General features: G+C 41.1%; 24 protein-coding genes. 10 read left to right on the top strand and 14 right to left on the bottom strand.

All coding sequences use genetic code 11. From position 1 onward, the window contains the following. Window positions 1–118 precede the first annotated feature (118 nt). The 7 genes from ACFSQ3_RS14265 (at window position 119) to ACFSQ3_RS14235 (ending at window position 8,790) form a co-directional block, all read left to right on the top strand. Window positions 119–316, top strand: a complete 198-nt coding sequence (locus ACFSQ3_RS14265) for a hypothetical protein (RefSeq protein WP_380870245.1) — start codon at window positions 119–121, stop codon at window positions 314–316. 407 nt (window positions 317–723) lie between these two features. Beyond that, on the top strand, window positions 724–1,845 hold the full coding sequence (locus tag ACFSQ3_RS14260; RefSeq protein WP_380870244.1) for a Gfo/Idh/MocA family protein: 1,122 nt from the start codon (window positions 724–726) through the stop codon (window positions 1,843–1,845). A gap of 273 nt (window positions 1,846–2,118) precedes the next feature. Beyond that, on the top strand, window positions 2,119–4,863 hold the full coding sequence (locus ACFSQ3_RS14255; RefSeq protein WP_380870243.1) for a TonB-dependent receptor domain-containing protein: 2,745 nt from the start codon (window positions 2,119–2,121) through the stop codon (window positions 4,861–4,863). 74 nt (window positions 4,864–4,937) lie between these two features. Beyond that, on the top strand, window positions 4,938–6,125 hold the full coding sequence (locus ACFSQ3_RS14250; protein WP_380870242.1) for a hypothetical protein: 1,188 nt from the start codon (window positions 4,938–4,940) through the stop codon (window positions 6,123–6,125). Window positions 6,126–6,253: 128 nt separating this feature from the next. Further along, on the top strand, window positions 6,254–6,916 hold the full coding sequence (locus ACFSQ3_RS14245) for an ABC transporter ATP-binding protein (RefSeq protein ID WP_380870241.1): 663 nt from the start codon (window positions 6,254–6,256) through the stop codon (window positions 6,914–6,916). A 14-nt stretch (window positions 6,917–6,930) separates the two neighbouring features. Beyond that, entirely contained in the window at window positions 6,931–8,286 is a 1,356-nt protein-coding gene (locus tag ACFSQ3_RS14240; protein ID WP_380870240.1) for an ABC transporter permease, read from the top strand. Between the two features lie 15 nt (window positions 8,287–8,301). After that, window positions 8,302–8,790, top strand: a complete 489-nt coding sequence (locus ACFSQ3_RS14235; RefSeq protein WP_380870239.1) for a hypothetical protein — start codon at window positions 8,302–8,304, stop codon at window positions 8,788–8,790. Between the two features lie 215 nt (window positions 8,791–9,005). On the opposite strand, the gene ACFSQ3_RS14230 is transcribed toward ACFSQ3_RS14235, so the two are convergent. The 9 genes from ACFSQ3_RS14230 to ACFSQ3_RS14190 form a co-directional block, all read right to left on the bottom strand. Beyond that, on the bottom strand, window positions 9,006–9,725 hold the full coding sequence (locus ACFSQ3_RS14230) for a 16S rRNA (uracil(1498)-N(3))-methyltransferase (protein ID WP_380870238.1): 720 nt from the start codon (window positions 9,723–9,725) through the stop codon (window positions 9,006–9,008). A gap of 3 nt (window positions 9,726–9,728) precedes the next feature. Continuing rightward, entirely contained in the window at window positions 9,729–11,048 is a 1,320-nt protein-coding gene (locus tag ACFSQ3_RS14225) for a hemolysin family protein (RefSeq protein WP_380870237.1), read from the bottom strand. 11 nt (window positions 11,049–11,059) lie between these two features. Next, the gene (locus ACFSQ3_RS14220; RefSeq protein WP_066757895.1) at window positions 11,060–11,602 is read right to left on the bottom strand and encodes an inorganic diphosphatase; all 543 of its coding nucleotides are present in this window, start codon (window positions 11,600–11,602) and stop codon (window positions 11,060–11,062) included. Between the two features lie 16 nt (window positions 11,603–11,618). Next, the gene (locus ACFSQ3_RS14215; protein ID WP_380870236.1) at window positions 11,619–12,266 is read right to left on the bottom strand and encodes a DedA family protein; all 648 of its coding nucleotides are present in this window, start codon (window positions 12,264–12,266) and stop codon (window positions 11,619–11,621) included. 69 nt (window positions 12,267–12,335) lie between these two features. Continuing rightward, window positions 12,336–12,746 carry an HIT family protein gene (locus tag ACFSQ3_RS14210; protein ID WP_380870235.1) on the bottom strand — a complete coding sequence of 137 codons (411 nt, stop codon included), beginning with the start codon at window positions 12,744–12,746 and terminating at the stop codon, window positions 12,336–12,338. A gap of 218 nt (window positions 12,747–12,964) precedes the next feature. Next, entirely contained in the window at window positions 12,965–13,438 is a 474-nt protein-coding gene (gene greA / locus ACFSQ3_RS14205; protein WP_380870234.1) for a transcription elongation factor GreA, read from the bottom strand. 130 nt (window positions 13,439–13,568) lie between these two features. Then, the gene (locus ACFSQ3_RS14200; RefSeq protein WP_380870233.1) at window positions 13,569–14,276 is read right to left on the bottom strand and encodes a response regulator transcription factor; all 708 of its coding nucleotides are present in this window, start codon (window positions 14,274–14,276) and stop codon (window positions 13,569–13,571) included. Between the two features lie 13 nt (window positions 14,277–14,289). Next, window positions 14,290–15,951 (bottom strand): sensor histidine kinase, encoded by a 1,662-nt coding sequence (locus tag ACFSQ3_RS14195; RefSeq protein WP_380870232.1) that lies wholly within the window; start codon window positions 15,949–15,951, stop codon window positions 14,290–14,292. 10 nt (window positions 15,952–15,961) lie between these two features. Then, window positions 15,962–17,857 (bottom strand): alpha/beta hydrolase family protein, encoded by a 1,896-nt coding sequence (locus tag ACFSQ3_RS14190; RefSeq protein ID WP_380870231.1) that lies wholly within the window; start codon window positions 17,855–17,857, stop codon window positions 15,962–15,964. A 131-nt stretch (window positions 17,858–17,988) separates the two neighbouring features. Between ACFSQ3_RS14190 and ACFSQ3_RS14185 the strand changes: the two genes are divergently transcribed. Then, window positions 17,989–18,285, top strand: a complete 297-nt coding sequence (locus ACFSQ3_RS14185; RefSeq protein ID WP_380870230.1) for a DUF4286 family protein — start codon at window positions 17,989–17,991, stop codon at window positions 18,283–18,285. Here ACFSQ3_RS14185 and ACFSQ3_RS14180 read toward each other — a convergent pair. From ACFSQ3_RS14180 to ACFSQ3_RS14160, 5 genes are read right to left on the bottom strand one after another with little or no spacing between them, the layout of a single operon-like run. Further along, window positions 18,282–18,527 (bottom strand): hypothetical protein, encoded by a 246-nt coding sequence (locus ACFSQ3_RS14180; RefSeq protein WP_380870229.1) that lies wholly within the window; start codon window positions 18,525–18,527, stop codon window positions 18,282–18,284. The two genes, ACFSQ3_RS14185 and ACFSQ3_RS14180, sit on opposite strands and share 4 nt — an antisense overlap. A 43-nt stretch (window positions 18,528–18,570) precedes the next feature. Next, window positions 18,571–19,260 (bottom strand): RluA family pseudouridine synthase, encoded by a 690-nt coding sequence (locus tag ACFSQ3_RS14175; RefSeq protein WP_380870228.1) that lies wholly within the window; start codon window positions 19,258–19,260, stop codon window positions 18,571–18,573. 21 nt (window positions 19,261–19,281) lie between these two features. Next, the gene (locus ACFSQ3_RS14170; protein WP_380870227.1) at window positions 19,282–20,289 is read right to left on the bottom strand and encodes an MlaD family protein; all 1,008 of its coding nucleotides are present in this window, start codon (window positions 20,287–20,289) and stop codon (window positions 19,282–19,284) included. Between the two features lie 9 nt (window positions 20,290–20,298). Next, window positions 20,299–21,075, bottom strand: coding sequence for an ABC transporter ATP-binding protein (locus ACFSQ3_RS14165; RefSeq protein WP_380870226.1), 777 nt, complete (start codon window positions 21,073–21,075; stop codon window positions 20,299–20,301). Window positions 21,076–21,081: 6 nt separating this feature from the next. Then, window positions 21,082–21,840, bottom strand: coding sequence for an MlaE family ABC transporter permease (locus ACFSQ3_RS14160; RefSeq protein ID WP_380870225.1), 759 nt, complete (start codon window positions 21,838–21,840; stop codon window positions 21,082–21,084). Between the two features lie 197 nt (window positions 21,841–22,037). On the opposite strand from ACFSQ3_RS14160, the gene ACFSQ3_RS14155 reads away from it, so the two are divergent. Both ACFSQ3_RS14155 and pncB read left to right on the top strand, forming a co-directional pair. Beyond that, window positions 22,038–23,375 (top strand): DUF6600 domain-containing protein, encoded by a 1,338-nt coding sequence (locus ACFSQ3_RS14155; RefSeq protein WP_380870224.1) that lies wholly within the window; start codon window positions 22,038–22,040, stop codon window positions 23,373–23,375. Further along, on the top strand, window positions 23,260–24,684 hold the full coding sequence (gene pncB, locus ACFSQ3_RS14150) for a nicotinate phosphoribosyltransferase (protein WP_380870223.1): 1,425 nt from the start codon (window positions 23,260–23,262) through the stop codon (window positions 24,682–24,684). Before ACFSQ3_RS14155 ends, pncB begins: the two co-directional genes overlap by 116 nt. Window positions 24,685–24,689: the final 5 nt, after the last annotated feature.

Raw genomic sequence — 24,689 nt, 5'->3', positions numbered from 1 at the left:
TTTGTAGAATAAGCACTCAAAATTAAATAATATCTACTTAAAAAGTAGATATTTTGTTAAGAACTAATTTTAATTTAAAAGAAATATTTATCATCTTTGGTAAACAAAATATTGATTTATGAAAACAAATACTTTTAGGTGTGTAATCGCGTCGATTACCTTTTTAGTAAACATCTTACAGCTCCAAGCCCAAGAACGCAAAGTCGATTTATACGAGTCCGGAACGCGCGCACAAGGATTTTTCGTTGAAGCTGGCGGCCCCGGTTTCCTTTCGTTAAACTACGACACCCGTTTTAATAAAATGAGAAATGGATAAGGTGCGCGCGGCGGTATTGGCTACTTCAAAATCGAGGATAAAAGCGTATTTACTATCCCGGTACAAATCAATTATTTAATTGGAAAAAATGGCAATTACTTCGAGATTGGGGGTGGTGCATCTTACGTATTAAACACGTACGATACCCATTTTTATGGTGAAGGTTATTACCAAAGCGATTACATCACCCGGAAGGACAGCCATATCATGGGCACTTTGTTGTTCGGATATCGTCGACAACCAGTGGATGGCGGTTTCAATTTCCGTGCAGGTCTATCACCTATAATTTACGATGGTGATTTTATTCCTTACCTACCGCAAATTTCATTTGGTTACTCCTTTTAAGGAGCAACCAAACCATTCTACATATTAACTGTTTCATAAGTAAATAACCTAATTCTTTGCTTATGAACAGTTCTCGCAGAAAATTTCTTCAAAAACTGACGTTGTCCGCCATCGCGCTTCCGACAATTTCAGCTTATCCATTCTCCATTTACGCGAAGCAAAATCTTGATCCAGACAGACCGATACTAAAGGTCGCATTGATGGGATTGGGCGGTTACGCCGAGCGTGTAGCGGAAGCTATGCAATCTTGTCAACGAGCTAAAGTTACTGGGCTAATTAGTGGGACACCAGAAAAGTTGGAAAAATGGGGAAAGAAATACGGGGTCCCGAAAGAAAGTCGTTATAACTATGAAAATTTCGATCAAATTAAGGATAATCCAGAAATCGACGCGGTTTACATCATTACTCCGAACGCATTGCATCACGGACAAACATTGCGCGTCGCGAAAGCGGGCAAACATGTGATTTGTGAAAAGCCAATGGCAGTAAGCGTCAGGGAAGGCCAAGAAATGGTGGATGCTTGTGAAGCCGCTGGTGTTAAATTATTGATTGGTTATCGGATGCGGTTCGAGCCGAATACGCTGAAAGTTCATGCTATGCGCGAAAGCGGCGAGCTCGGCAAAATAAAATTCTTCCAAGGACAAACGGGATTTAAAATTGGCGACCCAAATCAATGGCGCGTTGATAAAACTTTAGCTGGTGGAGGTTCTCTGATGGATATTGGAATTTATGCCATCAACGGTGCGCGTTATATGGTCGGTGAAGACCCGATTTGGGTTACTGCGCAAGAAACGAAGACAAATCCCGAAATTTTTAAAGAGGGCGTGGACGAAACGATTCAATTTCAATTAGGTTTTCCAAGCGGAGCTGTTGCTTCTTGTCTTTCCACTTACGCGATGGATCATCTCGACCGCTTCTACCTGCTAGGTGAAAAGAATTTCGTAGAAATGCAACCTTCTACAAATTACGGTCCTATAAAAGGCAGAACGAAAGATGGCTCATTGAACCAACCGCATACAGTGCATCAAACGACCCAAATGGATGAAATGGCACAGATCATCTTGGATGGAAAATCTCCAATCATCCCGGTAGACGGCAACGTCGGCGTCCAAGACATGAAAATTATTGAAGCGATTTACCGAGCCTGCGAAACTGGACAAAGGCAGGAATTGGATTTGGGGTAAAAGAAACGCGGGTTGTCTAAATAGACAACCCGCGTTTCTTTTACATAAAAATACCTTAATCTACTTTTTCCAAAATACTACCAGTCACAGTTCACAATTACTTAACAAATAGTGACCATTAACATAATTTACCCTTAACTCTAGGGTAACACTTTGCTTATAGATTTGCAACAAAATATTAACAATGCTTTGAGGCGAAAAGTGATATGTTCACGCGACATGCACAGAAAATTGCTCATCGGATTGGAGTAAAAGCAATCAAATATGCAAACAATGAAGTATCTACTAATTTCTTTGGCACTATTCATCGGTGCAATCGTCAGCGTTTCCGCCCAGCAAAATGGCATTAAAGGCGTTGTTTTAGACGTCGAAACAATGAAAACGATTGAGGGAGTGTCCATCCAGTTAATCGAAAGAAACTCACAAACATCTTCTGATGCTCAAGGTAACTTCTTTTTTGAGGTTCCTAAGGGTAACAAATCATATAAAATTGTAGCGAGTGTAATCGGTTACGATTCTGATACCATCATAGTAGATCGTGGAAATGATGACGTGGTATTTGCAACCATATCGCTAGTTAGCAAAAATTCTGTATTAGATGAAATCGTTGTCTCGCGCCGTCGCGAACGTGCCAGCGAAATTGCATTGCTCGACATGAGAAAGCAATCGAATTTGATGGTAGAATTAATGGGTGCGCAAGAGCTTTCAAGAAAAGGAATCTCGGACGCTGGAGCTGCAGTGAATAGAATGACGGGCGTGTCGAGACAAGAGGGAAGTAACGAGGTTTTTGTACGTGGATTAGGAGATCGTTATAATAACACCACGTTGAACGGCCTACCTGTACCATCGAATGATCCTGAATTAAAAAATCTCGAGTTAGGTCTTTTCACTTCAGATATTATTGAGTATATAACTATTGATAAAGTTTATAGCACGTATCTTCCTGGTGATTTCGCAGGCGGAAACGTTGATATCGCTTCCAAAAACTACGAAGGAAAAGGATTTTTCGAGGTTAAATTAGGAAGTAGTGTCAATACGAATGTGTTAAATAACTGGAACAACTTCTATTTACAAGATGGTCCTAGTCCTTTGGGATTTGCGAATTATGGTGTTCCAAACGATCCCCTAGGTGGATTCAACTTTCAGAACAGCATGAATCCAGTCAAGAAAACTCCTTGGAATGGAAACTTCGGATTGTTGGGAGGAAAATCTTTTGATTTCAGTAACGGGCATAAGTTGAATTTATTTGCTTCCGCCAACTTTTCAAGCGATACTTACCATCGGGAAGGCGTGAACAGACAGTTAAGTGCCGGCGGCGGGGTAATCAATGACCTATCACAAGTACGACAAGGGTTTACAACAAATTCTACCGGTATGCTTACCGCAAACTATGCACTTAACCAAAACCACAAAATAACATACAACTTTTTGTTAATGAATTCTTCGGATCAATTTTATGATACCTACACTGGACATCTGACCGACATGGCTGAAAACAATAATGGTTTAATCCGTCGTTCCACGTTCATGCAGAATACCGTAATAACGAATCAATTTTTGGGAAAGCATAAGCTGAACGATAAAATCGATATCAATTGGGGGGCTTCTTACAATGCGGTAAAAACAAAAATACCAGACCGTATACAAAACTACATGTCGTACAATGACACGCTACAAAGCTATGTCTTCATCCGAAATACTTCTACGGATAACCACCGATATTTTCAAGATTTGACAGAAAACGAAGTAGCAATCAATCTTGCCGCAAATTACAAACTCAATAACGACAAAGGCTTATGGTCTGTTGGATATAGCGGAAAAATCAAAGAACGAAGCTTCGAGGATTTCCAAGTAAATTTCGTTGTTCCTAGAGATCGACCGATTGACCCTAAAAATTTGGATGAGTTCTTCAACAAAACGAATCTCAATAACGAAGATTTCTCTCAAGAAGGTTTTAATGCAGATTTGCCTCAGACGTACGATGGTAAACAAACTATTCATGCGCCTTTCACAAACGTACAATATAATCTGACAGACAAATTAAGTAGTGTGTTAGGATTAAGATATGAAAATATTTCTCAAGATATCAGCTTTAGAACACAGTTAGATCGAAGCGGAAGAAACAATAACATCACGAGAAATGAATTTCTACCTAGCTTACTCTTAAAATATGTTTTAAAAGAGAAACAAAACCTAAGAATGGGTGTCAGCAGAACATATACATTACCACAATTTAAAGAAAGAGCATTTTTCAACTACAGAGATGTCAACGAGTCTAAACAGGGTAATCCAAATTTGTACCCATCGACGGATTATAACTTTGACCTTCGTTGGGAGGCATTTCCAAAATCTTCTGAACTTCTTTCGGCAACACTTTTCGGAAAATACATTCAAAACCCCATCAATGAGGTACAGTTGACTTCTTCTTCAAACGATATATCCTATGTGAACATTGGCGACTACGGTACCGTATTCGGCATAGAGGTGGAATTCAAAAAAGATATGATTGAATCAGAGGGATTTGGAAAACTATCTGCAGGTGCAAATGCAGCGTATATGAATACCGATCAGGTTATCGATCCAGAAAAAGTACGCAGAGAAACTCAATTTGCATCCGGCGGTCAATACAATATTAATACAACGGATAAGCGGTCTAAGTTCACTGGTGCTTCGGATTTTCTTATTAACGCAGACGTATCCTACTATAAGTCATTTGAAAACTCTTCTGACATATTAGCAACGGTTGTATATAATTATTTCTCTGATCGATTGTATGCATTCGGTAACGAAGGACGTGGCAATCAGATTGACCAGGGCGTAGGCACTTTAGATTTTATCCTCAAATACAAAATCAATAATCGTTTGGGTATAGATGCCAATATTTTAAATGTGACGAATCCAAATTTCAACCGTATTCAAGAGAACAAGTCATCAGAAGGCGAAGTGTTGGCCCCTTCCACGTTGTTTAATTATAAAAGAGGTGTTCGATTTTCAATTGGAGTAAGATACCGCCTTTAACAATAGGATAACATAGAAGTAAAACAAAGGATAAATTGTAGCATTAATTTTGAGACAGAAAAAACAATAACAAAATGAAAAAGACATTTTTAACCAATTGTAAAAACCTAGCCTTGGGAGCTATTGTTTCATTGGTCACTTTCGCTTCTTGTAGTAGCGATGACAACACAGGTAGCACCTCAAGTTTTGAATTAAACAGAGAAGATTTAAGAGGTGTTATCACAGATGGCGAAGTTGTATTAAACTCTGGAACTTATAAACTTACAGGAAAATTAGAAGTCCGTTCTGGTGCTACCCTTACTGTGGAACCAGGCGTGATTATTGAAGCTACCGATGTTACTACTCAACAGCAAGAAATTCGCTATATAGCTGTAGGACAAGGTGGAAAAATAAATGTAAAAGGAACGGCTACTAACCCAGTGGTAATGACCGCTACGACAAAAAACCCTGGAGCATGGGGTGGTTTGGTATTGTGCGGTAAAGCTCCAATAAATAAAGGACAAACTGGAACAGCAGAAGTATCCGAATTGACTTACGGCGGGACTGATGCTAATGACAACTCGGGATCTATCAAATACCTTAGATTAGAATATACAGGCTATTCATACAGTACAGACAAAGAATTCAATGGTCTTTCTCTGTTTGGTGTAGGTAAAGGCACAACTATAGAATATGTTCAAGCTTACGAGGGCTCAGATGATGGATTTGAATGGTTCGGTGGAACGGTTGATTCTCGTTACTTAGTAGTGATCAACAACAATGTAGATAACAAAAAAGTTGGTGATGATTTATTCGACTGGACTGAGGGCTGGGTTGGAACTGGAGAAAACTGGTACGGTAAAAGAACTAACAATGGAAATAGAGGTATTGAAGCGGATAACAACCAAACAAACAGTAGCCTTACCCCAATTTCTAACCCAACACTTCGTAACATCACTTTAGTAGGCAATAACGCTGGAGACGAAAACCAAGCAGTTAAAATGCGTTTTGGAACGAATGGCAATTTGGATAATGTGGTTTTAGCAAACTGGGGAACCGGTTTCGACATCCAACACGATGCTAGTATTGCTTTTGTTAACGCAGGATCATTGAAAGCTACCAACGTTAGATTTATTAACGTAGGAACGAAAGTTAAAGGTTCGAACACTGCTGGTACAGCTGTTGACATCAACAAAATGATCACTGAAAATGCTAGCGCAGTTGGTGCTGGTTCTGGAGTTGATCAGCCAGAGTGGGCTAAAGGCTGGACTGTAGGTTTCTAGATTAACCCATATATAAAACAGGAAATGTCCTAGTGAAAATTTCACTAGGACATTTTTTGTATAAATAACTCGTTATTCATTACATTCCTCCCCTACTCCATTCGCTTAAGCCTAAAAAAAGTGCTATTTTGCAGAAAAAAGACGTCGGCATGGAGAATTACGTCCTGAATACGGAAAGTTTGACTTTTCGGTATGGATCAAGCAGTCCGCTGCTCAATTTCAATAACCTTACTATCACTAAACAGCAACACACCCTACTGCTCGGAGATTCCGGAACGGGAAAAAGTACCTTGCTCAACCTTTTGGGCGGACTTTCCCATCCAACTTCCGGAAGCGTCCATATAAAAAACGAAGATGTTTATCGCATGTCCGAATCCGCTTTAGATAAATTTCGCGCACAAAATATTGGATTCATTTTTCAGGAAGCGCATCTTCTCAAGAACTTGACGTTGACGGAGAACATCCAACTTGCACAATCTTTGGCGGGATATAAGGTAGACAAAGCACATGTGCTTACATTATTACAGCAACTGCAGCTTGCGGAGCATGTTGATAAACGACCCAATCAGCTTAGCCGTGGACAATTACAACGCGCGGCAATCGCTAGAGCAGTAATCAATAAACCTGCAATCTTACTTGCCGATGAACCAACAGCTTCTTTGGATGACAATAATACGCAACGTGTATTGACATTATTAACAGAGATGGCCAATCAACACGGTTCAACCTTGGTAATCGCAACGCACGACAAACGCTTGAAAGATGAATTTGTAAATACTTACCTCCTTTAATTGCTATTTCTGATATGAGTACATTACATTTAGTTTGGAAAAACATCACGCAGCAATTGGGATCGGCGCTGCTCAGCATTTTATTAACAGCATTCGGTGTAGCGATTTTGGTAGTCATTTATATCACGAGCGATACATTCGAAAAACAATTGGACAACAACAGCAAGAATATTGACTTGGTTGTTGGCGCAAAGGGCAGTCCACTACAATTGATTTTAAGCTCAATTTACCACGTCGATTATCCAACGGGAAACATTTTACTGTCCGATGCGGAAGAATTACGCAATAATCCACTGATCGATTTGGCGGTCCCGATGTCGCTTGGCGACAATTACCAAGGCCACCGCATTATCGGAACAGATAGCAGCTATTTCGATCTATATGAGCTGACTTTAGCAGAAGGCAAGATGTGGGAAAAGAGCTTCGAAACGGTTATTGGAAGTGAAACAGCACGGAAAAATAAATTAAAAATCGGGGATGAAGTGCACAGTGCACATGGACTAGCGGAAAATGGTCATGTGCACGACGAGCATCCATTTAAAGTCGTCGGGATTCTTGAGCCGACAGCAACCGTTGTAGACAACTTATTGTTATGCGATTTGGCGAGCATTTGGGATGTGCACGATATTGCTCACGATGAAGCAGATCACAACCATCAGCACGCCGAGGAACATGAAGATGCGCATCATCATGCTGAAAGCGACGACCACGATCACAAACATCATGATGCAGAGGAATTGCATGCTCATGATCATACGGTTGAAGAAGCAGATACTTCCGAAGTACGTGTGGTAAAAAGCATTGGGGACGATGTGTACAAAACACAAGGTTTGGAAATAACCTCCTTACTGATTCGTTACAGCAGTCCGGCAGCAATTAGTACGCTTCCGCGGATGATTAACCAATCCACTTCCATGCAAGCCGCTTCGCCAGCGATGGAAACAACACGCTTATTCTCTTTATTGGGGGTAGGTATTGATTCTCTGGAGATATTGGCTTATGTGATTATGTTAATCGCTGGATTAAGTGTCTTTATCAGCTTGTACAACGCCTTAAAAGAGCGTAAATACGACTTGGCCGTCATGCGTTCCTTGGGTGCAGGAAAAACTAAACTATTCACTTTGGTGATAGTCGAAGGATTAGTTATTACATTCATCGGTGGATTAGTCGGTCTATTACTCGGACATTTAGCCTTGTATTACATCAGCACGCAAACCGGACAAAGTGCAGATTTCATTCAGGCGCTAGCTATTAATCTGACCGAATGGTTGATTTTACTAATCGCATCCGCTATTGGAATGATTGCAGCCATTTTACCGGCCATCAAAGCATACAACACAACAATTTCCAGCATACTGGGAGATAAATAAAATATACAGAAACAGATGAAAAATTTAGTCTTTGTCCTACTCTTAGCATTTACAGCAATCAGTGCAAAAGCGCAAATCGGCGGGCAGCAATATCCGGAAATGAATGTGCCTGATCATACGCCCATGATGAATAAAACATGGGAAGCGATCGATAAAATGATGTACAAAGTTTCTACCAAAGGAAACAAAAAGGTATATACTCCAGAATATCCCCCTGTTCTAAAAGCGTTAGAAAATAAGCAGGTAGATTTGCCTGGGTATATGGTCCCATTGAAGAGTGGTCGTAATCATAATACTTTTATGATGTCGGTTTTACCTTTGGCACAATGTCAATTTTGTGGGACAAACGGTATTCCGCCTATGGTGGAGATTATCATGAAAAATGGATCGACGGTAAAATTTTCGGACGAACCAATCAAATTGCGAGGTAAGATGGTCTTTAACCCGGAGCCTTTGAAGGGAAATTCAGAAGTGCAGATCGTAGATGCCGTATTGGTAAAGTAGATATTGTTTAGCTGTGAAGTCGTTGATTCGTAAAGTGTTGAGATTGCTTCACAATCATTTCTGGGCCACGCGATAACGCAAACTTTTAAGGTTGTCCTCCTCTCTTTTCGTCGTTACGAGGAGGAACAACGCGGCACAATCTAATTGAACCAAATTGTCATCAAGATAAGTTTAAGAAACACCAAAAATATCACAAGAAAAAAGTTATTCCTCTTCTATCGGTTGATAAAAGAAACCTCTGCTACCGCCATTAATGCGGCTGTTTCGGTACGCAAACGACTATCGCCAAGCGATGCCATCGCAAAACCAGCGGATTGAGCGGATTCTATTTCCTTGGGAGAGAAATCTCCTTCAGGACCTATTAACATCAGCGCAGACGAATTCGGCGGAAAGATTGCAGGTAAATACGTTTTCTCCATATCCACACAATGCGCAATCGCTTTATAATGATTCTCAGAGTTATTCTGTTGCTGAGTAAGAAATTGCGAATAGCTAATTGCGGGATTGATTTGAGGTAGATAAGCTTTTAAAGATTGTTTTATGGCAGCGACTGCCACTTTATTCAAACGATCAATTTTCACTTCTTTGCGCTCTGAATGTTCGCAGATAATTGGTGTTATCTCGTCGACTCCTATCTCGGTCGCTTTTTCGATAAACCATTCTAAACGATCAATATTTTTTGTTGGAGCTACCGCGATATGCAGGTAGTAACTTCGCTTTTCAAATTCGCTTTGAATGGATAAAATACGTAGAGCAGTGCGCTTTGGGTGCGCATCAATAATTTCCGCTTCGAACAGATCACCAATACCATTTACCAAGTGAATTTTATCATTCACGTTTAAGCGAAGCACACGAATAGCGTGCTTACTTTCTTCTTCTGAAAGTAAATATTCTTTGTGATTGGGACGTATATCCGGTGTGTAAAACAACAACATAGATTACTCGTCATCTTCCGAATCATCATTCGGTGTTTCCACAAGATCGAGTTTTACAAACTCAATGTTTTGCTGTGTTTTTTTGATAACGGTAAAGTTGTAACCCAAGTCTTCACAGCTATCGCCCACATCAGGAATGCGTTCGAAAACATGGCTTACCAAACCAGCTACGGTATCGTAGTCTGAACTTTCCGGTAATTCAAGTGGCAAGAACTCATTTACGTCGTGTACATTCGCACCCGCATCTACCATAAACTCGGTGTCGGAAATACGTTCTACCAAAGGTGTTTCCTCATCGTACTCATCTTGAATATCGCCGACCAACTCTTCCACAATATCTTCCAAGGTTACCATACCAGCTGTACCGCCAAATTCATCCAACACAAAAGCGATTTGGATACGTTTCTGTTGGAACTCCGCCATTAGATCATTGATCTTTTTCGTTTCCGGAATGAAGTAAGGTTTGCGCATGATGCGTTTCAATACCACTTCCCTCCCATTGGCAACGATCGGCAATAAGTCTTTGGTATGCACCAAACCGATAATCTGGTCGATATTATCTTGATAAATCGGTACGCGAGAATAACCTTCCTCAGTAACACGATTAATAAAATCCTGCGGATTTTCATTCACTTCAGCCGCCACGATTTTGGTACGTGGCACCATAATGTTTTTAACAATTCGTTCGTTGAAATCAAAAACGTTCTTGATAAGCTCGTGCTCTGAATTATTTAAAGCACCGCTTTCACGTCCTTTTTCCAATAAATATTGTAATTCTTCCGATGAATGGCTGACTTCATGTGCATTTACCTGAATGCCAATTAATCTCAACAGGAAGTTGGCGAAGCCATTCAATACCCAAATGATAGGTTTGAAGATGTAGTAGAAGAATTGCAACGGCAGCGCAATACGCATGGTTGTGGCCACCGGTTTTTGAATAGCGATGGATTTGGGCGCCAACTCGCCGAATACAATATGTAGGAAAGTGATGATGGAGAAGGCTAGTACGTGACCTAAGTTGGTCGCCCAACGGCCTGTTAACTCTACATTGAACCATCCGAAAATACTATTTACGATTTCCGTCATCACTTTCTCGCCCACCCAACCAAGAGCTAGGGAAGCTAAGGTAATACCTAATTGTGTGGCAGCTAAATAGCCATCTAGGTGCTCGGTTATATTTTTGGCCATCGCGGCCACTTTGCTTCCAGATTTTGCTTGAAGCTCTATCTGTGATGCGCGAACTTTTACGATTGCGAACTCCGCCGCCACGAAAAATCCGTTAGCAAGTACCAAGAAAATTGTCCAAAAAAGATCGAGACCCATTTATATTTTATCTATTTATTACCAAACTCTTTCTTATACAGCTCAATGCTCTCTAAGATAACATTTTCTGCGTATGTTCTGCCATATAAGTTTTCAATTGTAACATTCTTATTTTCCAAAGCCTTATAATCTTGGAAGAAACGTACAATTTCTTTCATTGTGTGAGGAGGCAACTCAGAAAGATCGTTGATGTAGTTGACAGACATATCGTGTTTGGCTACCGCAATGATTTTATCATCTTGCTCACCGCCATCGATCATGTGCATAACACCAACAACTTTCGCTTCGATCAAGCTCATTGGATATACATCTACCGAACAAAGCACCAAAATATCTAACGGATCTTTATCGTCACAATATGTTTGCGGGATGAAGCCGTAGTTTGCAGGATACATCACAGACGAAAACAATACGCGATCCAACTTGATCAAGCCACTGTCTTTGTCGATTTCGTATTTTGCTTTAGAACCTTTCGGGATTTCAATAATGGCATTTACGGAACTAGGCAAATCGTCGCCAGGCGACACTTGGTGCCAAGGATGTTGTGTACTCATGTAATGGTATTAACTATTAATTTTTTATTTGATTCTTACGTTGTTTGATCTGTCTTCTCAATAAGGCAATAGCAATTGGCAGGAAAGCAATAACGATCAGGCCAATAATGATGTATTCTACATAGTTGATGATTTCCGGGAATTTCACACCTAGGTAGTAACCGGTCAATGTTAACAACGAAACCCACAAAAACGCACCAATGATATTGTAAAGCACGAATTTTCGAAAGTTTAGCTGTACTACGCCCGCAAATATGGGAGCAAATGTACGAATAATCGGAACAAAACGCCCGATAATCAGCGCAGTACCTCCCCATTTCTGAAAGAATTCCTCCGCCATAACCACATATTTGCGCTTGAAAAGAATGGAATCTTTTCGTTTAAACAGCATTGGTCCGGCTCGATTACCAAACCAATAACCAACGAAATTACCTAACACGCCAGCTGCCAGAATCCCGAAATACAGGGTAAAAATATCGACATCAATCTTTCCTAGTGCGCAGAACAAGCCTGCTAGGAATAACAGATAATCGCCCGGCAAAAAGAAACCGAAAAATAAACCTGTTTCCGCGAAAACAATGAGACAAACGATATAGAATCCGCCATGACTTAGCAGGTACTCCGGATCCATTAATTGTTGAAACGATAGTAAAAACTCGTGCATGTCAATCAATTTAAATCCGTACTGATAGAAAATCTATCCAAGGTTGGGGAACAATGGTCATCAGACAAACTATCCATGTGTAATTTGAGAAATTGCTTCTCGAATTTGCTCTGCAGTTTCGGACATTTCATCCTCAGAGAAACTCAGTTTGGGGTTTTCGAAATTAAGATCTGAGATTTGGTTGATAGGTACTAAATGAATGTGCGCATGCGCCACTTCCAAACCTACTACCGCTACCCCCACTCGAATGCAGGGAATTGCTCGTTTAATTCCTTGTGCGACGATCTTTGCAAACATCCACATACTCATGTAGGAATCATCGCCGATATCGAATATGTAATCCGTCTCTTCCTTAGGAATAACCAAAACATGTCCTCTTGTAAGTGGTCTGACATCTAAAAAGGCCAAGTAATCATTACTTTCTGCTACCTTGTAGGCTGGTAATTCTCCAGAGACAATCTTCGAAAATATTGTTGACATAGATACTATTCGTATATAAAAAACCCAAATCTTAAATTCCTACATAGCTAGTAGAACAGCCGATCGGAAAACTTAAGCAAGCAAAAGTCGACTTGGTGATCATTAGCAAATATAACAAAAAAAGAAAGAAGTCGGAATATGGTATTTCGACTTCTTTCTTCACTGTGTTGGTTTGTACCGTGCGGCTATGGCAGAACCGCACATAACCGACTATATTTTTAACGTGATATTTCCAAGATTTCCAAGTCCATTTGACCAGCAGGAACGCTAACTGTAGCGACGTCTCCTACTTTCAAGCCCAATAAACCTTGAGCGATTGGCGATTTCACAGAAATCTTACCTGACTTCAAATCTGCTTCCGTTTCAGAAACCAACTGATAAGTCATTACCGCACCGTTTTTCACATTTTTAATTTTCACAATGGATAAAGCCAACACTTTTGATGTATCTAAGTTGGATTCATCGATAATACGAGCGGTTGACAACACTTCTTCCAACTTCGCAATTTTTGCTTCATGCAATCCCTGTGCTTCTTTAGCAGCATCATATTCCGCATTTTCAGAAAGATCGCCTTTATCGCGAGCTTCTGAAATGGCATTGGCAATCTTTGCTCTGCCTTCTGTTTTTAAGTACTGCAACTCTTCGCGCAGCTTTGCCAGCCCCTCCTCGGTGTAATACGTTACTTCTGCCATAATTGAATTATATTAATCTTTTTTACTTTTATAATGGACAATAAAAAAGACAAGACCATATTATCCGACGTGGATGACATGGCCTTGCTCATTATTACGAAAATAGGCAACCCTATTTAGAAAAGCAAATTTAATCTGGATTTTCGGACTCTTCGTCTACAAACTTATACCCCAACCCTCTAACTGTTTGTAAATAAGAGGGTTTATCAGGATTTTTTTCGATTTTTTTACGCAAACGAACGACATGCATATCTAAGGTACGCGTATTTACATTAGAACTATACCCCCAAACAGCTTCCATCAATTCTTCTCTCGTTACATCTTTTCCCTTGTTGCGCAAAAAGTGCAATAGAATGCGATTTTCCAAAATCGTCAACTCAATCTTCTTCTCGTCGCGCACGAGCGAATGGATATTGGGGTGATGTTCTGTTTGACCAAAATGATAAATTTCGGAGCCTGATTTCGGGACAAAAAAGCGTACTTTGTTCTCAATCATCGCAACCAAAACATCCATATTAAATGGTTTGGTAATGTAATCGGTAACTCCATAGCTATATGCATCAATTTTGTCGACATCCTGCGATTTTGCAGTCATCATGATGATGATATTTTCGAAGCCTGCCTTACGCACAGCTTCACATACTTCAATACCTTCCTTGCCCGGGAGCATCCAATCCAAAAGCACGATATCTGGCTGCTTCTCTAGAATCTCTCTCTCAGCTTCTAATCCATCGCCGATTTGTATAACTTGGTAGTTCTCGGTCTGTAAGCGATGACTTACCAAGAATCTCAAGTTCTCATCGTCTTCAACAACTGCTACGGTAATTTCCTTTTCCATATTATCTCTACTATTATTTAGGGAATGTCAATGTAAACGTGGTGCCTTCGCCCAACACACTTTCTACACGAATTTCACCACCCATAAATTCTGTGATTTCTTTACAAAACGCTAATCCTAAACCGATACTTCCGCCTTGGTTGTACTGATTTTTTATACGATAAAACTTCTTAAATATATTCTTTAGCTCAGTTTTAGCGATGCCAATTCCTTCGTCCTTAAAAATGAGCGTAAAATGCTTCTTCGCCTCAACGACCGAAATATCGATCACTTTATTATTTAAATCCGAATATTTATATGCGTTATCCACCAGATTTTGAAAGACCGACGTAAGTAACACTGGATCCGTGTACATCTCATCTGTAACCTCCACCCGATACGTCAACTTAATATCGTGGTACTTGATTCGGCATGCGCTGAACATCTCATCGCAAAAGTCGTGCAAATTAATCCACTCGCCTTTGTATCGTATCGATTTGTTTTCAATTTGAGCGAATGATAATAATTTATTCATCAGATTATTCAGCTTATCAGCTTCCTGATCTAAGATCCGCCCATACATTTGCCGTTCTTGCTCGCTTACGTGTTGTGCGCTTTTTATATTGTTACCAGCGATCTTAATAACGCTGACTGGTGTTTTGAATTCGTGCGTTAAATTATTGATGAAATCATATTGCAATCGATACAATCTGCCGTTATTACTAATGTTTCGGTAAATCAAATAAATGATCGACAGTAGAACTAAGTATAAGAAAGAAAGCCCAACCACCACCGGAATCAACCAGCGATAAACTTCTTTGGAAACAAATTCTCGGGATGACTCGAACTTAATTTTAAAATCTGAAAGTGCACCGGGTAAAGGTAATTCCGTAGCATAATATGGTGTTTCTTCCATTGCAGCGGGATCCGTTAGCGGCGTAATCATCACTTTCTCATAATAACGCGGTTGCGTATTACTCAGCTTCAGCTTTTGCGGATTGATCTGAAACATAAACATATCTTGCTCAAAATACGCTTCCGGTAAGCTATCGTTTACCAACAAGGTTTTATAAAGCAGTAAATCGTTGATCCTTGGGATATTTAAGTACCCGATTTTTCCGGGCGACAAGGAATAGAATACACGGTAAATCTCATCTTCCGTCAGCGTGGTTGATTCGTCAACCTTGGCAATATAATCGAAGAATTTGATCGCCATATTATTGAAATCGCCGCCAAAGGGATCCAGCTGTTCGCGAAAATTAGAATTGATGATTAGTCGATATGCGGAATCCAATGCAAAGCTGATAATCGATTTGGGATGAAACAGCAGATTATCGCGATAGCGAACTCCGCGATTTACCAACTTCGAATTGGTGATATTCACGTCATAGAAAACCACCTCTTCCACGAACGGATTTTTACGCAAGGTTTGATCCGCAAACTGTCTGGCTTGTGCCGAATCCAGAAAACCTTGATAATAAGAAAGCTCCGGAATTCCGTTGTAAAGGAAGTCGTTGAAAGGTTTAATAGTAGCGTCGAACACATCTGTTTTTCGGTTATAAAACTCGGACTCTACATGATTGGTAATTGTGGATCTAGCCAACACAACCGACGCCACATACAAAATGGTAACGATAGCCAAGAAGGCTATCAGCAAACCAAAATTTTTCTGATAACGGACAACAGGTTGGGACACTTAATTCAGTTTATTTTAAATACTTGGCCAAGAACTGTTCCACTTCTTGAAAATACAAAGCCATATTTTCTTCGTTCTTGAAACGCCTGCCTTCTTCCTCCTTAAAAATATAGCGAACAGGCACATTATTTTGTTTTAATCTCGACACAAATTGGTTCGCATCTGTTACGGACGTGTACTTATCCTTTCCTCCTTGAAAAAACAAGACCGGTTGTTTGACCCTTCCGGCATGAAATAGCGGAGAAATGGTTTTAAAAAATTCTGGTTCGCGTTCGGGGTCGCCGATAATCTGCGCGTACATCTGTACGTACGGTTTCAAATGTGGCGGTATTTCTTTAAAGTACGTAAATAGATTGCTGTAACCCGATGAAGAGATGATACATTTATACATAGATGGATGGAAAGCCGCTGCGTACAAAGCAGAATAACCGCCAAACCCAGTTCCCATAATCGCCATTCTATTTTTATCGACTTTACCTTCGTGAATCAACCAAGTTACACCATCTATGATATCCGCTTGCATCTTACCTCCCCATTCTTTAAAGCCGGCAGACCAAAATTTCTTACCATAGCCGGTCGTACCGCGATAGTTTACTTGGAAAACGGCATACCCACGATTCGCTAAAAATTGCACTTCCGGATTAAATCCCCATTCGTCGCGACGTCCCGGCCCATCATGCACCAAAACAACCAATGGACAATTTACCTTTTTACCTTTCGGATAGGTAATGAACCCATGAATCTCCTGATTATCCCGCGCATTGAATTTAATGGATTCCATGGGGCGCATATCATCACTTTCTAAGTCCGGATAAACCGTTACCAATTTGGTAAACTCATGCTTAATGCGGTTGTAATGGTAGATATCACCTGGACGTAAATCGCTGTAAACGCGTATCAAAAAATTCTGCAAGTTCTGATCGACATCCGTAAAATCAATCGAAAATCCTTCAAACTTTTGTTGCACAGCATCGTGTACCGCACGCATAGTTGGGTCGAAGAAAGTATAGTGTTTACGACAAGCGCTGGTCGACGCGAACAAAGGCTTTTTGCGATAATGCGAATATCCTTCCCAGTTTACATCTACATCCACATCAGCAAAAACTTCCCGTACTTCTTCTCCTTTCGACACGTCGTATTCTACCACAGCCAATTTATCTCGATCTTGGTTCGATAATGCAAAAATATGCGTAGTAGATTGTCCTGCGTAGCCGAATGGATAGATGGAAGTTTTAAAATCGTTTGATGTCACCTCTTTAAATTTCTCCTTATCAGTCGCTCGATACAAGATCGATTCTTGTGCGCTATCACTCGTTAAAGCTAAACGAACAACACCGTCGTCCGATGGAATCCAAGAAGTAATTTTACCCGGATTTTCGTACACCAACTGTGGCTTTCTCCCATCTAAAAACACCTTATATAGATCAAATACCGTAGAATCGCGTAAATTGATCGAAGCATATAACGCGCCGTTGTAATCTCGAATGGGTTGAGCAAACTTTAGCTTGCTTTGTGTTGATTCTAAAACGCTACTTATAGAATCTGTTTTTACGTTTACTGCACTCACTTTCAGCGCATCATCCGTGTACCACGAATTAAAGAAAACGATTATGCTATCATTTGCCCAATGAAAGTTGGCAACGTTAAAATTCTCTTGGTAAGTCAGCTGTTTCGAAAGATCATCGTTCTGCAAATCTTTGATAAAAATATTTTTGCAATGATCGTGCATACCCAAATAAGCAATCTTGCTACCATCAGGAGATAGTTTGAAGTTGCTCTTTTCAGATTTGAATATGAAATTTTCGACCGGAATACGTTTTTCGTCTTTAGTTTTCTCCGCACATGATTGCCATAGCAACGAAAACAAAAACAACAGGTAAGCCGTATGTTTTATCTTGTATGTCATTAATTCCAGCAGCACATTTTCAAATATTGGAATTATTTGGTGATTTCACTCTTCTGCAACTTTAATTTTACAGGACGAGGAATAGTTCGCTGTGGATGATTTTCCTCGTTCAAAAAGTGTATTTTCGCGTTATGTATTTGTACAACATCTCAATCATAGTAGAAGACAGTGCTAACGCTGAAGCACTAAATTGGATCAAAACCTCATTTCTTCCATCACTTGCTAGCGAATACACGCCCAAGCTACTTGCTATGTTGGATTCTCCGCATGAAGGCCATACGTATTCTTTGCAACTTATTTTTAACGATAGGAACAGCGTAGAAAAATTTAAGGATCAACACCTGACGCAATTACAGTCTTATTTGGGAAGCAACCATCCCGAGCGCGCATTTATCTTCGATAGTTTGATGCAATATATGCAACACTAGTTCGATTTCACTCTAAATTTCTTGTACCAAAGTAATCCGACGCCGGCACCAATTAAGAATGGCATTGCCAACAAAAACAAAATGCCGTCGTTTAATCCTTTGCCCTGCATATTCCCTTCTTTGGTACTATTTTCCGCGTTCAATGTACACATAGCGCATTGCGCTTGTGCAGTTGGCGGAGTCAAGGTAGAAACTGCTAAAAACAGCAGTGTTGTCATTACAAAGTGCCTGATATAAGCCATGCTACAAAAGTAAACAATTATCGTTCAAAATCCCAGAAAGGGATTATAGCAAGCTGTTGAATTTTTCCCAAAATCCGTCTGTTGGTAAGTTGGCTTTCAGCAAAGTAGCTTCTTGTTTCACCGGATGTTCGAAACCTAGTGAGCGAGAATGCAAACAAATAGTGCGCTGATGGCTTCCGCGCTGATAGCCATATTTGTTATCGCCGACAATCGGACATCCCATGTAGGCTAATTGCGCGCGAATTTGATGAGTACGACCAGTTAAAGGTTTTACCTCCAACAAATAGAATCCATTTAATTCGCCGATAACCCGATAATCCAATTCCGCACGGCTACCGTTTTTAACTTCTCGATTGTAGGCTTTCGTGATCATTTTCTTACGATCACGTAATAACCAATTCACCAATTTATCCGCTTCTTTCGGTGGTTGCTCGCGCACAACAGCCAAATACGTTTTTTCCACCTTACGGTCATGAAACAGGCGATTCATGCGATCCAGCGCTTTACTCGTTTTCGCAAAGAGAATCATCCCGCTGACAGGGCGATCCAATCGATGAATCACACCTAAAAATGCGGCATTGGGTTTATCATACTTCTTGGCCAAGTATTCTTTTACCATATCTTCTAGCGAAAGATCACCCGTTACATCCACCTGGACAATATCACCACCACGCTTATTAATCGCGATGAGATGATTATCCTCAAAAATGACGTCTTTATCCGAAATACTCATTTACCTTTTTGATAATTCGAATTAACGATTAATATTTTTGATGGAATCCTGACGCGCTTTTTCTTGTTCTTTGGCGCGACGTTTGAAGAAACCGCGAAACAAGAAATTACTCTGAAGCGCTTCCATATTTTCATCCAGCTTGGCCGTACCTTGGTTCAAGTTTTGCAGGATTTGCTTGATTTCTTCAGCAGCCTGCGCATCGTTTGTCAGCACGCCAACGGCGTTATCCTTCTCGTTCAAACGCGTCGTTACCTGATCCAAATTGGCCATTAATGCGTTGGCCGTTTGGGTAACACCTTGCAATTGTGCCGCTGATGCACGCAAGCTAGCAAAAACAGCTGTATCAGTTGTCAAATCATGAATCAAACCTTGTTCAGTGTTCAGCTTTTTAGTCAACACTTCCACATTCTTCATGCTGCGATCTACGCCAGCCATGGCACCTTGCATGGAAGCCAAGGTTGCTTTTAAAGAATTAGCGATCGATTCATCAGCAAGCAAAGCACCAACAGAACCTTTCCCTTCTACCAAGTTCTCCGAAAGCGTGGCGAAGTTCTTCGTAATCTGCAACAAGTTTTCGTTGTTATCTTGCAAAGTATGCAACATCGCTTCTACGCCACCAGTCGCTTTTGAACCGATCTGATCGCCTTCTGTAATCGCAGGAGCAGCGGCAGTTCCGCCTTCCAAATTGATAATCGCATTACCAATTAAACCATCCGAACCCAAAGATGCTTGCACATCTTTACGAATGTACTCCACCGATTTCTCCTCGATGTTCATCACCACGCGAACGTTGGAAACGCCATCAAAAGCAATTTGTTTAACGATACCAACCTTAACCCCCGAAAACCAAACGTTGTTACCAACTTTTAATCCTTTCACATCCCGGAAATAGGTCGTAATCTGAATATTTTTACTGAATCTGTTCTGTTGTGTCCCCAAAACTAAAATTCCGGCAACCAAAATAACTAAGCCGACAAGTACGAATAGGCCAACAATTATCGAACGTTTTCTATCTGTTTTATTGCTCATAGCTATAAACTACATTATAAAATTATAATCATAAAAAGGTTTGACGCGGGCATCCTCCGTGTCAAAAATCTGTTCGAAAGTTCCCTGTCTTTCGAAACGGCCATCCAAAAGCATAACCATTCTATCGCCCACCTGTTTGGCACAAGCCAAATCGTGCGTGATAATAATCGACGAAGTCTGGTAGCGCTCTTGCACGCTATTAATTAATCGGTTGATATCCAAGCATGTGATTGGATCCAAACCAGCTGTTGGCTCATCGTAAAGCATAATATCTGGACGTAGAATCAACGTCCTGGCAATACCAATCCGCTTGCGCTGTCCACCACTTAACTCTGAAGGCATTTGATTAATCGCTTGCGATAACCCCACTCCTTCCAAAACATCTTCTACTTCTTTATTGATCTCCGCGCGTGTCAAATTCCTTTTGTTTCGCACAAGAGGAAATTCCAAATTTTCGCGCACCGTCATACTATCGTAAAGTGCGCTATTTTGAAAAGAAAAGCCGATGCGCAAACGTAACTTCATCAGTTCCTTTTCGGGCAAATCAGTTACTTCTTCGCCTAAAACGCGAATCTTCCCGGCATCTGGCATCAACAAACCGGAGATCAACTTGATCAACACCGATTTACCTGTTCCTGAACGTCCAAGTACAACGAGGTTTTCTCGGTTATAAAGTTTCAAGTCGACATTTCGCAATACGTGTAAATCGCCGAACGATTTACTCACATTGTCTACATGGATTACCGCATCGTTTCGGTCAATTGCCGTTGTTTTAGTCTTTTCCATAGTTTGCTACCCGATTAAAGCTAATACCTGAACAATTAACAATTCTTCGATGAAAACGATGAACATCGATGCAACTACCGCAGCATTCGCTGCTTTACCCACTCCTTCTGTTCCCTTCGATGAATAAAAACCTACGTATGTACTAACGAATCCTATCGTAAATCCGAACACCAACGCACGTATGGACATCGCGAAGATATCAATGAGTGCAATCTTATCGAAAACCTGCGTTAAAAAGCTCAATAAGCTAAGCTGATCTTTCGAAATGATACTCAGATATCCTCCAAATAAGCCAATTCCCGCCACGTAGAACGTTAAGATCGGAATCATGAACGTGGTCGCCAAAATACGGCTAACAATCAAAAACTTAAAAGGATTTGTTCCGGAAACCTCCATCGCATCAATCTGTTCGGTAACATTCATGGAACTCAGTTCCGCGCCAATTTGGGAACCAACCTTGCCTGAAGCAATTAAGGCCGTCACTAGCGGAGCGAGTGCTCGAACGATTGCAATTGATATCAGCGCGGGCAACCAAGATGATGCACCAAACTCCTCCAAAGAAGGTCTGGACTGTTTGGTAAATACGAAACCTACAATGAACCCCGTTAAACTGATCAATGGAAATGATTTCCAACCTACTTCATAGCATTGTCGGATTATCTCTTTGAACTCGTAAGGCGGACTGAATACTTCGCGAAAGAAACGCATTAAAAAGCGGTGGATTTTCGCAAACTCCAGCAATAAGACCTGTATCTTGTTTCCCATCGGAAAAAATGATTTTTCTAGTATTGACTAATTTGAAGAAACAGGTCAAAGTTACAAACTTTTTCATTTGCATTACTTCTGCTTCTCTAATAATTGTTTTACGCAAAAACTCAGCCAATCGACGAGGTTACGTTAAACCAAAAAAATACTATGCAGTCATAGTATTAGTGACAATGAAAAAACTAAAACTTGGAGCCATGAAAAGAATTTTTACATCCGTTATTTTGGCCACGATAGTAACCACCTTATTTAGTGTGTTCACTGCCAAAACTTCACTTGCGCAAGGACGCATTTCTTTGGAGGTATTTCATCAAGAACTTTCACCATATGGACATTGGACAAATGATCCGCGCCACGGCGATATTTGGTTTCCGGAAGTAGATGGAGATTTTATGCCTTATGGTTCGGATGGTTATTGGACAATGACCGAATACGGAAATACTTGGGTTTCCAATTACGATTGGGGCTGGGCGCCGTTTCACTACGGCCGTTGGGTACACACTTCCTACCGCGGTTGGGGTTGGATTCCGGGATACGAATGGGGACCGGGCTGGGTAGAATGGCGTAATGGCGGCGGTTATTACGGCTGGGCGCCAATGGGACCTCGTGTTTTGGTGGCAACGAGCGTACCGATGGACTTTTGGATTTTTATTCCGACACGCCGCATCTACGCGCAAAACATGAATCGCTATTGGTCGCGCGGACATCGCAGTATTTTCAATAGAACAACCGTTATTAATAATACGTACATCGTGAACAACAACCATTATTATGGCGGGCCGTCGAGACAAAACATCGAAAGAAATACTGGTCGTCGTGTTCGCGTCAACCAAGTGGCTTACACCGATCGTCCTTCATCGCGAGGTGTATCCAATCGCACGGTAAATATTTATCGCCCGGACCGCGACAGCAGATCCGTAACAAGTGGACGAGCGGTAACAAGCAGTCGCGGAGCGACAAGTAACACAAGCTCGCGCGGTGCTTCATCACGAGCGAATGCATCGGATCGCGGAGCAATCGGTTCTCGAAACAACAGCGGACGCGGCGCAGCTTCCGGACGTACGTCGACCAATTCGGATCGTGGAACAGTCACCTCCTCGCGCGGAGCAACTACTAACCGCGGAACCGCAACTAATCAGCGTACTAATGAGCGAGCAACTTCAACCAGCAATCGTGGCGCGAGCAATCGTTCTACAGGTACCGTTCAACGCGGAGCAAGTTCATCGAGTTCAAGCGGAAGAGCTTCATCAGGTCGATCAGAATCGCGCGTCAATAATTCTTCGCGCGGAAGCGCAACGAGCAACAGAGGCGCTGCACGTTCAGAATCTAGCGTGAATAACAGCAGTTCAAGAGGAAGTTCAGCAACGATGAGCCGATCTTCATCGTCATCATCATCTCGAGGAACCACGATGTCGCGCGGTGCGTCAGGCGGCAGTAGCAGTCGAGCAACCTCTTCTTCGTCAAGAGGAAGCAGCGGCCGCTCATCATCTGAAGGTTCGTCATCGAGAGGTGCATCCGGCAGAACTAGTCGCTAACGGAGAAAGTTTTCAAGAAGTCTATTTAATTGTTTATTTATATGCAAAGCGGGCAGAGCGATCTTCCCGCTTTCTTGTTGATTATGGCCAATCTCGAAAGTATTTGCTATTTTCACAGGCTACAACAACATTTTCTCGCATGGCCGGAATTTCTTCCATATTGGACAACGACTTTTACAAATTTACGATGCAGTTTGCCGTGGTAAAGTTGTTTCCAAAAGCAAAAGCACGCTATCAATTTATCAATCGAGGAAAACATAGCTATCCAGACGGTTTTGCGGATCGCCTTCGCGAACGCATAAACGAAATGTCAGCACTTCGATTGACAAAAGGAGAAAAATTGTTTTTCGCATCCCGATGTCCATATATTGATCCCGTATATTTTGATTTTCTGCAAGGTTATCGATATGATCCAGAGGAAGTACGCATCCAGCAAATCGGCGGAGAATTGGAAATTCATATTGAAGGTTATTGGTACAGGACGATTCTTTGGGAAGTGCCAATTATGTCTATGATCTGTGAGTTGTACTATGAGCTGACTGATCAAAAGCGTATATCCGATGAAGAGGTTGTGAGCATTGTGAAAGATAAGATTACGAAGTATGACGCGCTAAATATCACCATTGCGGATTTCGGCACGCGCCGTCGCCACTCCTACGATGTCCATGATTTGGTCATTAAAACTTTACAAGGTCATCCATCCAAAACATTTATCGGCACAAGCAACGTGCATTTTGCCATGAAATACGAAACGCGACCAATCGGAACACACGCACATGAATGGTTTATGTTTCATGCCGCAAAATATGGCTACAAGATGGCTAACCTTTTGGGCTTGGAGCATTGGTCGGAAGTGTATCGTGGCGATTTAGGGATTGCTCTGTCGGACACCTATACCACGGAAGTATTCTTCAAACAATTCGATAAAAAATTGACAAAATTGTTTGATGGCGTTCGCCATGATAGCGGCGATGCGATTGAATTTGCCAACAAGACCATTCAACATTACGTAAGCAAGGGCATTGATCCATTATCTAAAACCATCATATTTAGCGACGGATTGGATTACGATAAAGTAGCTCACATTGTCAATTTCTGCAAAGGCAAAATTGGGCATTCGTTTGGAATTGGGACGGATTTCACTAATGATGTTGGTCTTCCGAGGATGAATATTGTACTGAAAATGACCGAAGCATTTCCCGATGAAGGCGAATGGACACCAGTTATCAAACTATCCGACGAACCTTTCAAACACACGGGCGACGACGAAGAAATTACACTAGCGAAACACGTTTTAAACATCCATTAACCTTT

The sequence above is a fragment of the Sphingobacterium corticis genome (genome assembly GCF_042684745.1).
Taxonomy (GTDB): Bacteria; Bacteroidota; Bacteroidia; order Sphingobacteriales; family Sphingobacteriaceae; genus Sphingobacterium; species Sphingobacterium corticis.
This window is presented reverse-complemented; position numbering and strand designations above follow the sequence as displayed.

Bases quoted from the DNA above. Each gene is read 5' to 3' on its own strand.
- ACFSQ3_RS14215 (WP_380870236.1), bottom strand. From the start codon at position 12,266: ATGCACGAGTTTTTACTATCGTTTCAACAATTAATGGATCCGGAGTAC.
- ACFSQ3_RS14165 (WP_380870226.1), bottom strand. From the start codon at position 21,075: ATGGAAAAGACTAAAACAACGGCAATTGACCGAAACGATGCGGTAATC.
- ACFSQ3_RS14175 (WP_380870228.1), bottom strand. From the start codon at position 19,260: ATGAGTATTTCGGATAAAGACGTCATTTTTGAGGATAATCATCTCATC.
- ACFSQ3_RS14170 (WP_380870227.1), bottom strand. From the start codon at position 20,289: ATGAGCAATAAAACAGATAGAAAACGTTCGATAATTGTTGGCCTATTC.
- ACFSQ3_RS14160 (WP_380870225.1), bottom strand. From the start codon at position 21,840: ATGGGAAACAAGATACAGGTCTTATTGCTGGAGTTTGCGAAAATCCAC.
- ACFSQ3_RS14265 (WP_380870245.1), top strand. From the start codon at position 119: ATGAAAACAAATACTTTTAGGTGTGTAATCGCGTCGATTACCTTTTTA.
- ACFSQ3_RS14180 (WP_380870229.1), bottom strand. From the start codon at position 18,527: ATGGCTTATATCAGGCACTTTGTAATGACAACACTGCTGTTTTTAGCA.
- ACFSQ3_RS14255 (WP_380870243.1), top strand. From the start codon at position 2,119: ATGAAGTATCTACTAATTTCTTTGGCACTATTCATCGGTGCAATCGTC.
- ACFSQ3_RS14240 (WP_380870240.1), top strand. From the start codon at position 6,931: ATGAGTACATTACATTTAGTTTGGAAAAACATCACGCAGCAATTGGGA.
- ACFSQ3_RS14260 (WP_380870244.1), top strand. From the start codon at position 724: ATGAACAGTTCTCGCAGAAAATTTCTTCAAAAACTGACGTTGTCCGCC.
- ACFSQ3_RS14220 (WP_066757895.1), bottom strand. From the start codon at position 11,602: ATGAGTACACAACATCCTTGGCACCAAGTGTCGCCTGGCGACGATTTG.
- ACFSQ3_RS14210 (WP_380870235.1), bottom strand. From the start codon at position 12,746: ATGTCAACAATATTTTCGAAGATTGTCTCTGGAGAATTACCAGCCTAC.
- greA (WP_380870234.1), bottom strand. From the start codon at position 13,438: ATGGCAGAAGTAACGTATTACACCGAGGAGGGGCTGGCAAAGCTGCGC.
- ACFSQ3_RS14250 (WP_380870242.1), top strand. From the start codon at position 4,938: ATGAAAAAGACATTTTTAACCAATTGTAAAAACCTAGCCTTGGGAGCT.
- ACFSQ3_RS14190 (WP_380870231.1), bottom strand. From the start codon at position 17,857: ATGACATACAAGATAAAACATACGGCTTACCTGTTGTTTTTGTTTTCG.
- ACFSQ3_RS14155 (WP_380870224.1), top strand. From the start codon at position 22,038: ATGAAAAGAATTTTTACATCCGTTATTTTGGCCACGATAGTAACCACC.
- ACFSQ3_RS14235 (WP_380870239.1), top strand. From the start codon at position 8,302: ATGAAAAATTTAGTCTTTGTCCTACTCTTAGCATTTACAGCAATCAGT.
- ACFSQ3_RS14185 (WP_380870230.1), top strand. From the start codon at position 17,989: ATGTATTTGTACAACATCTCAATCATAGTAGAAGACAGTGCTAACGCT.
- ACFSQ3_RS14230 (WP_380870238.1), bottom strand. From the start codon at position 9,725: ATGTTGTTGTTTTACACACCGGATATACGTCCCAATCACAAAGAATAT.
- ACFSQ3_RS14200 (WP_380870233.1), bottom strand. From the start codon at position 14,276: ATGGAAAAGGAAATTACCGTAGCAGTTGTTGAAGACGATGAGAACTTG.
- ACFSQ3_RS14225 (WP_380870237.1), bottom strand. From the start codon at position 11,048: ATGGGTCTCGATCTTTTTTGGACAATTTTCTTGGTACTTGCTAACGGA.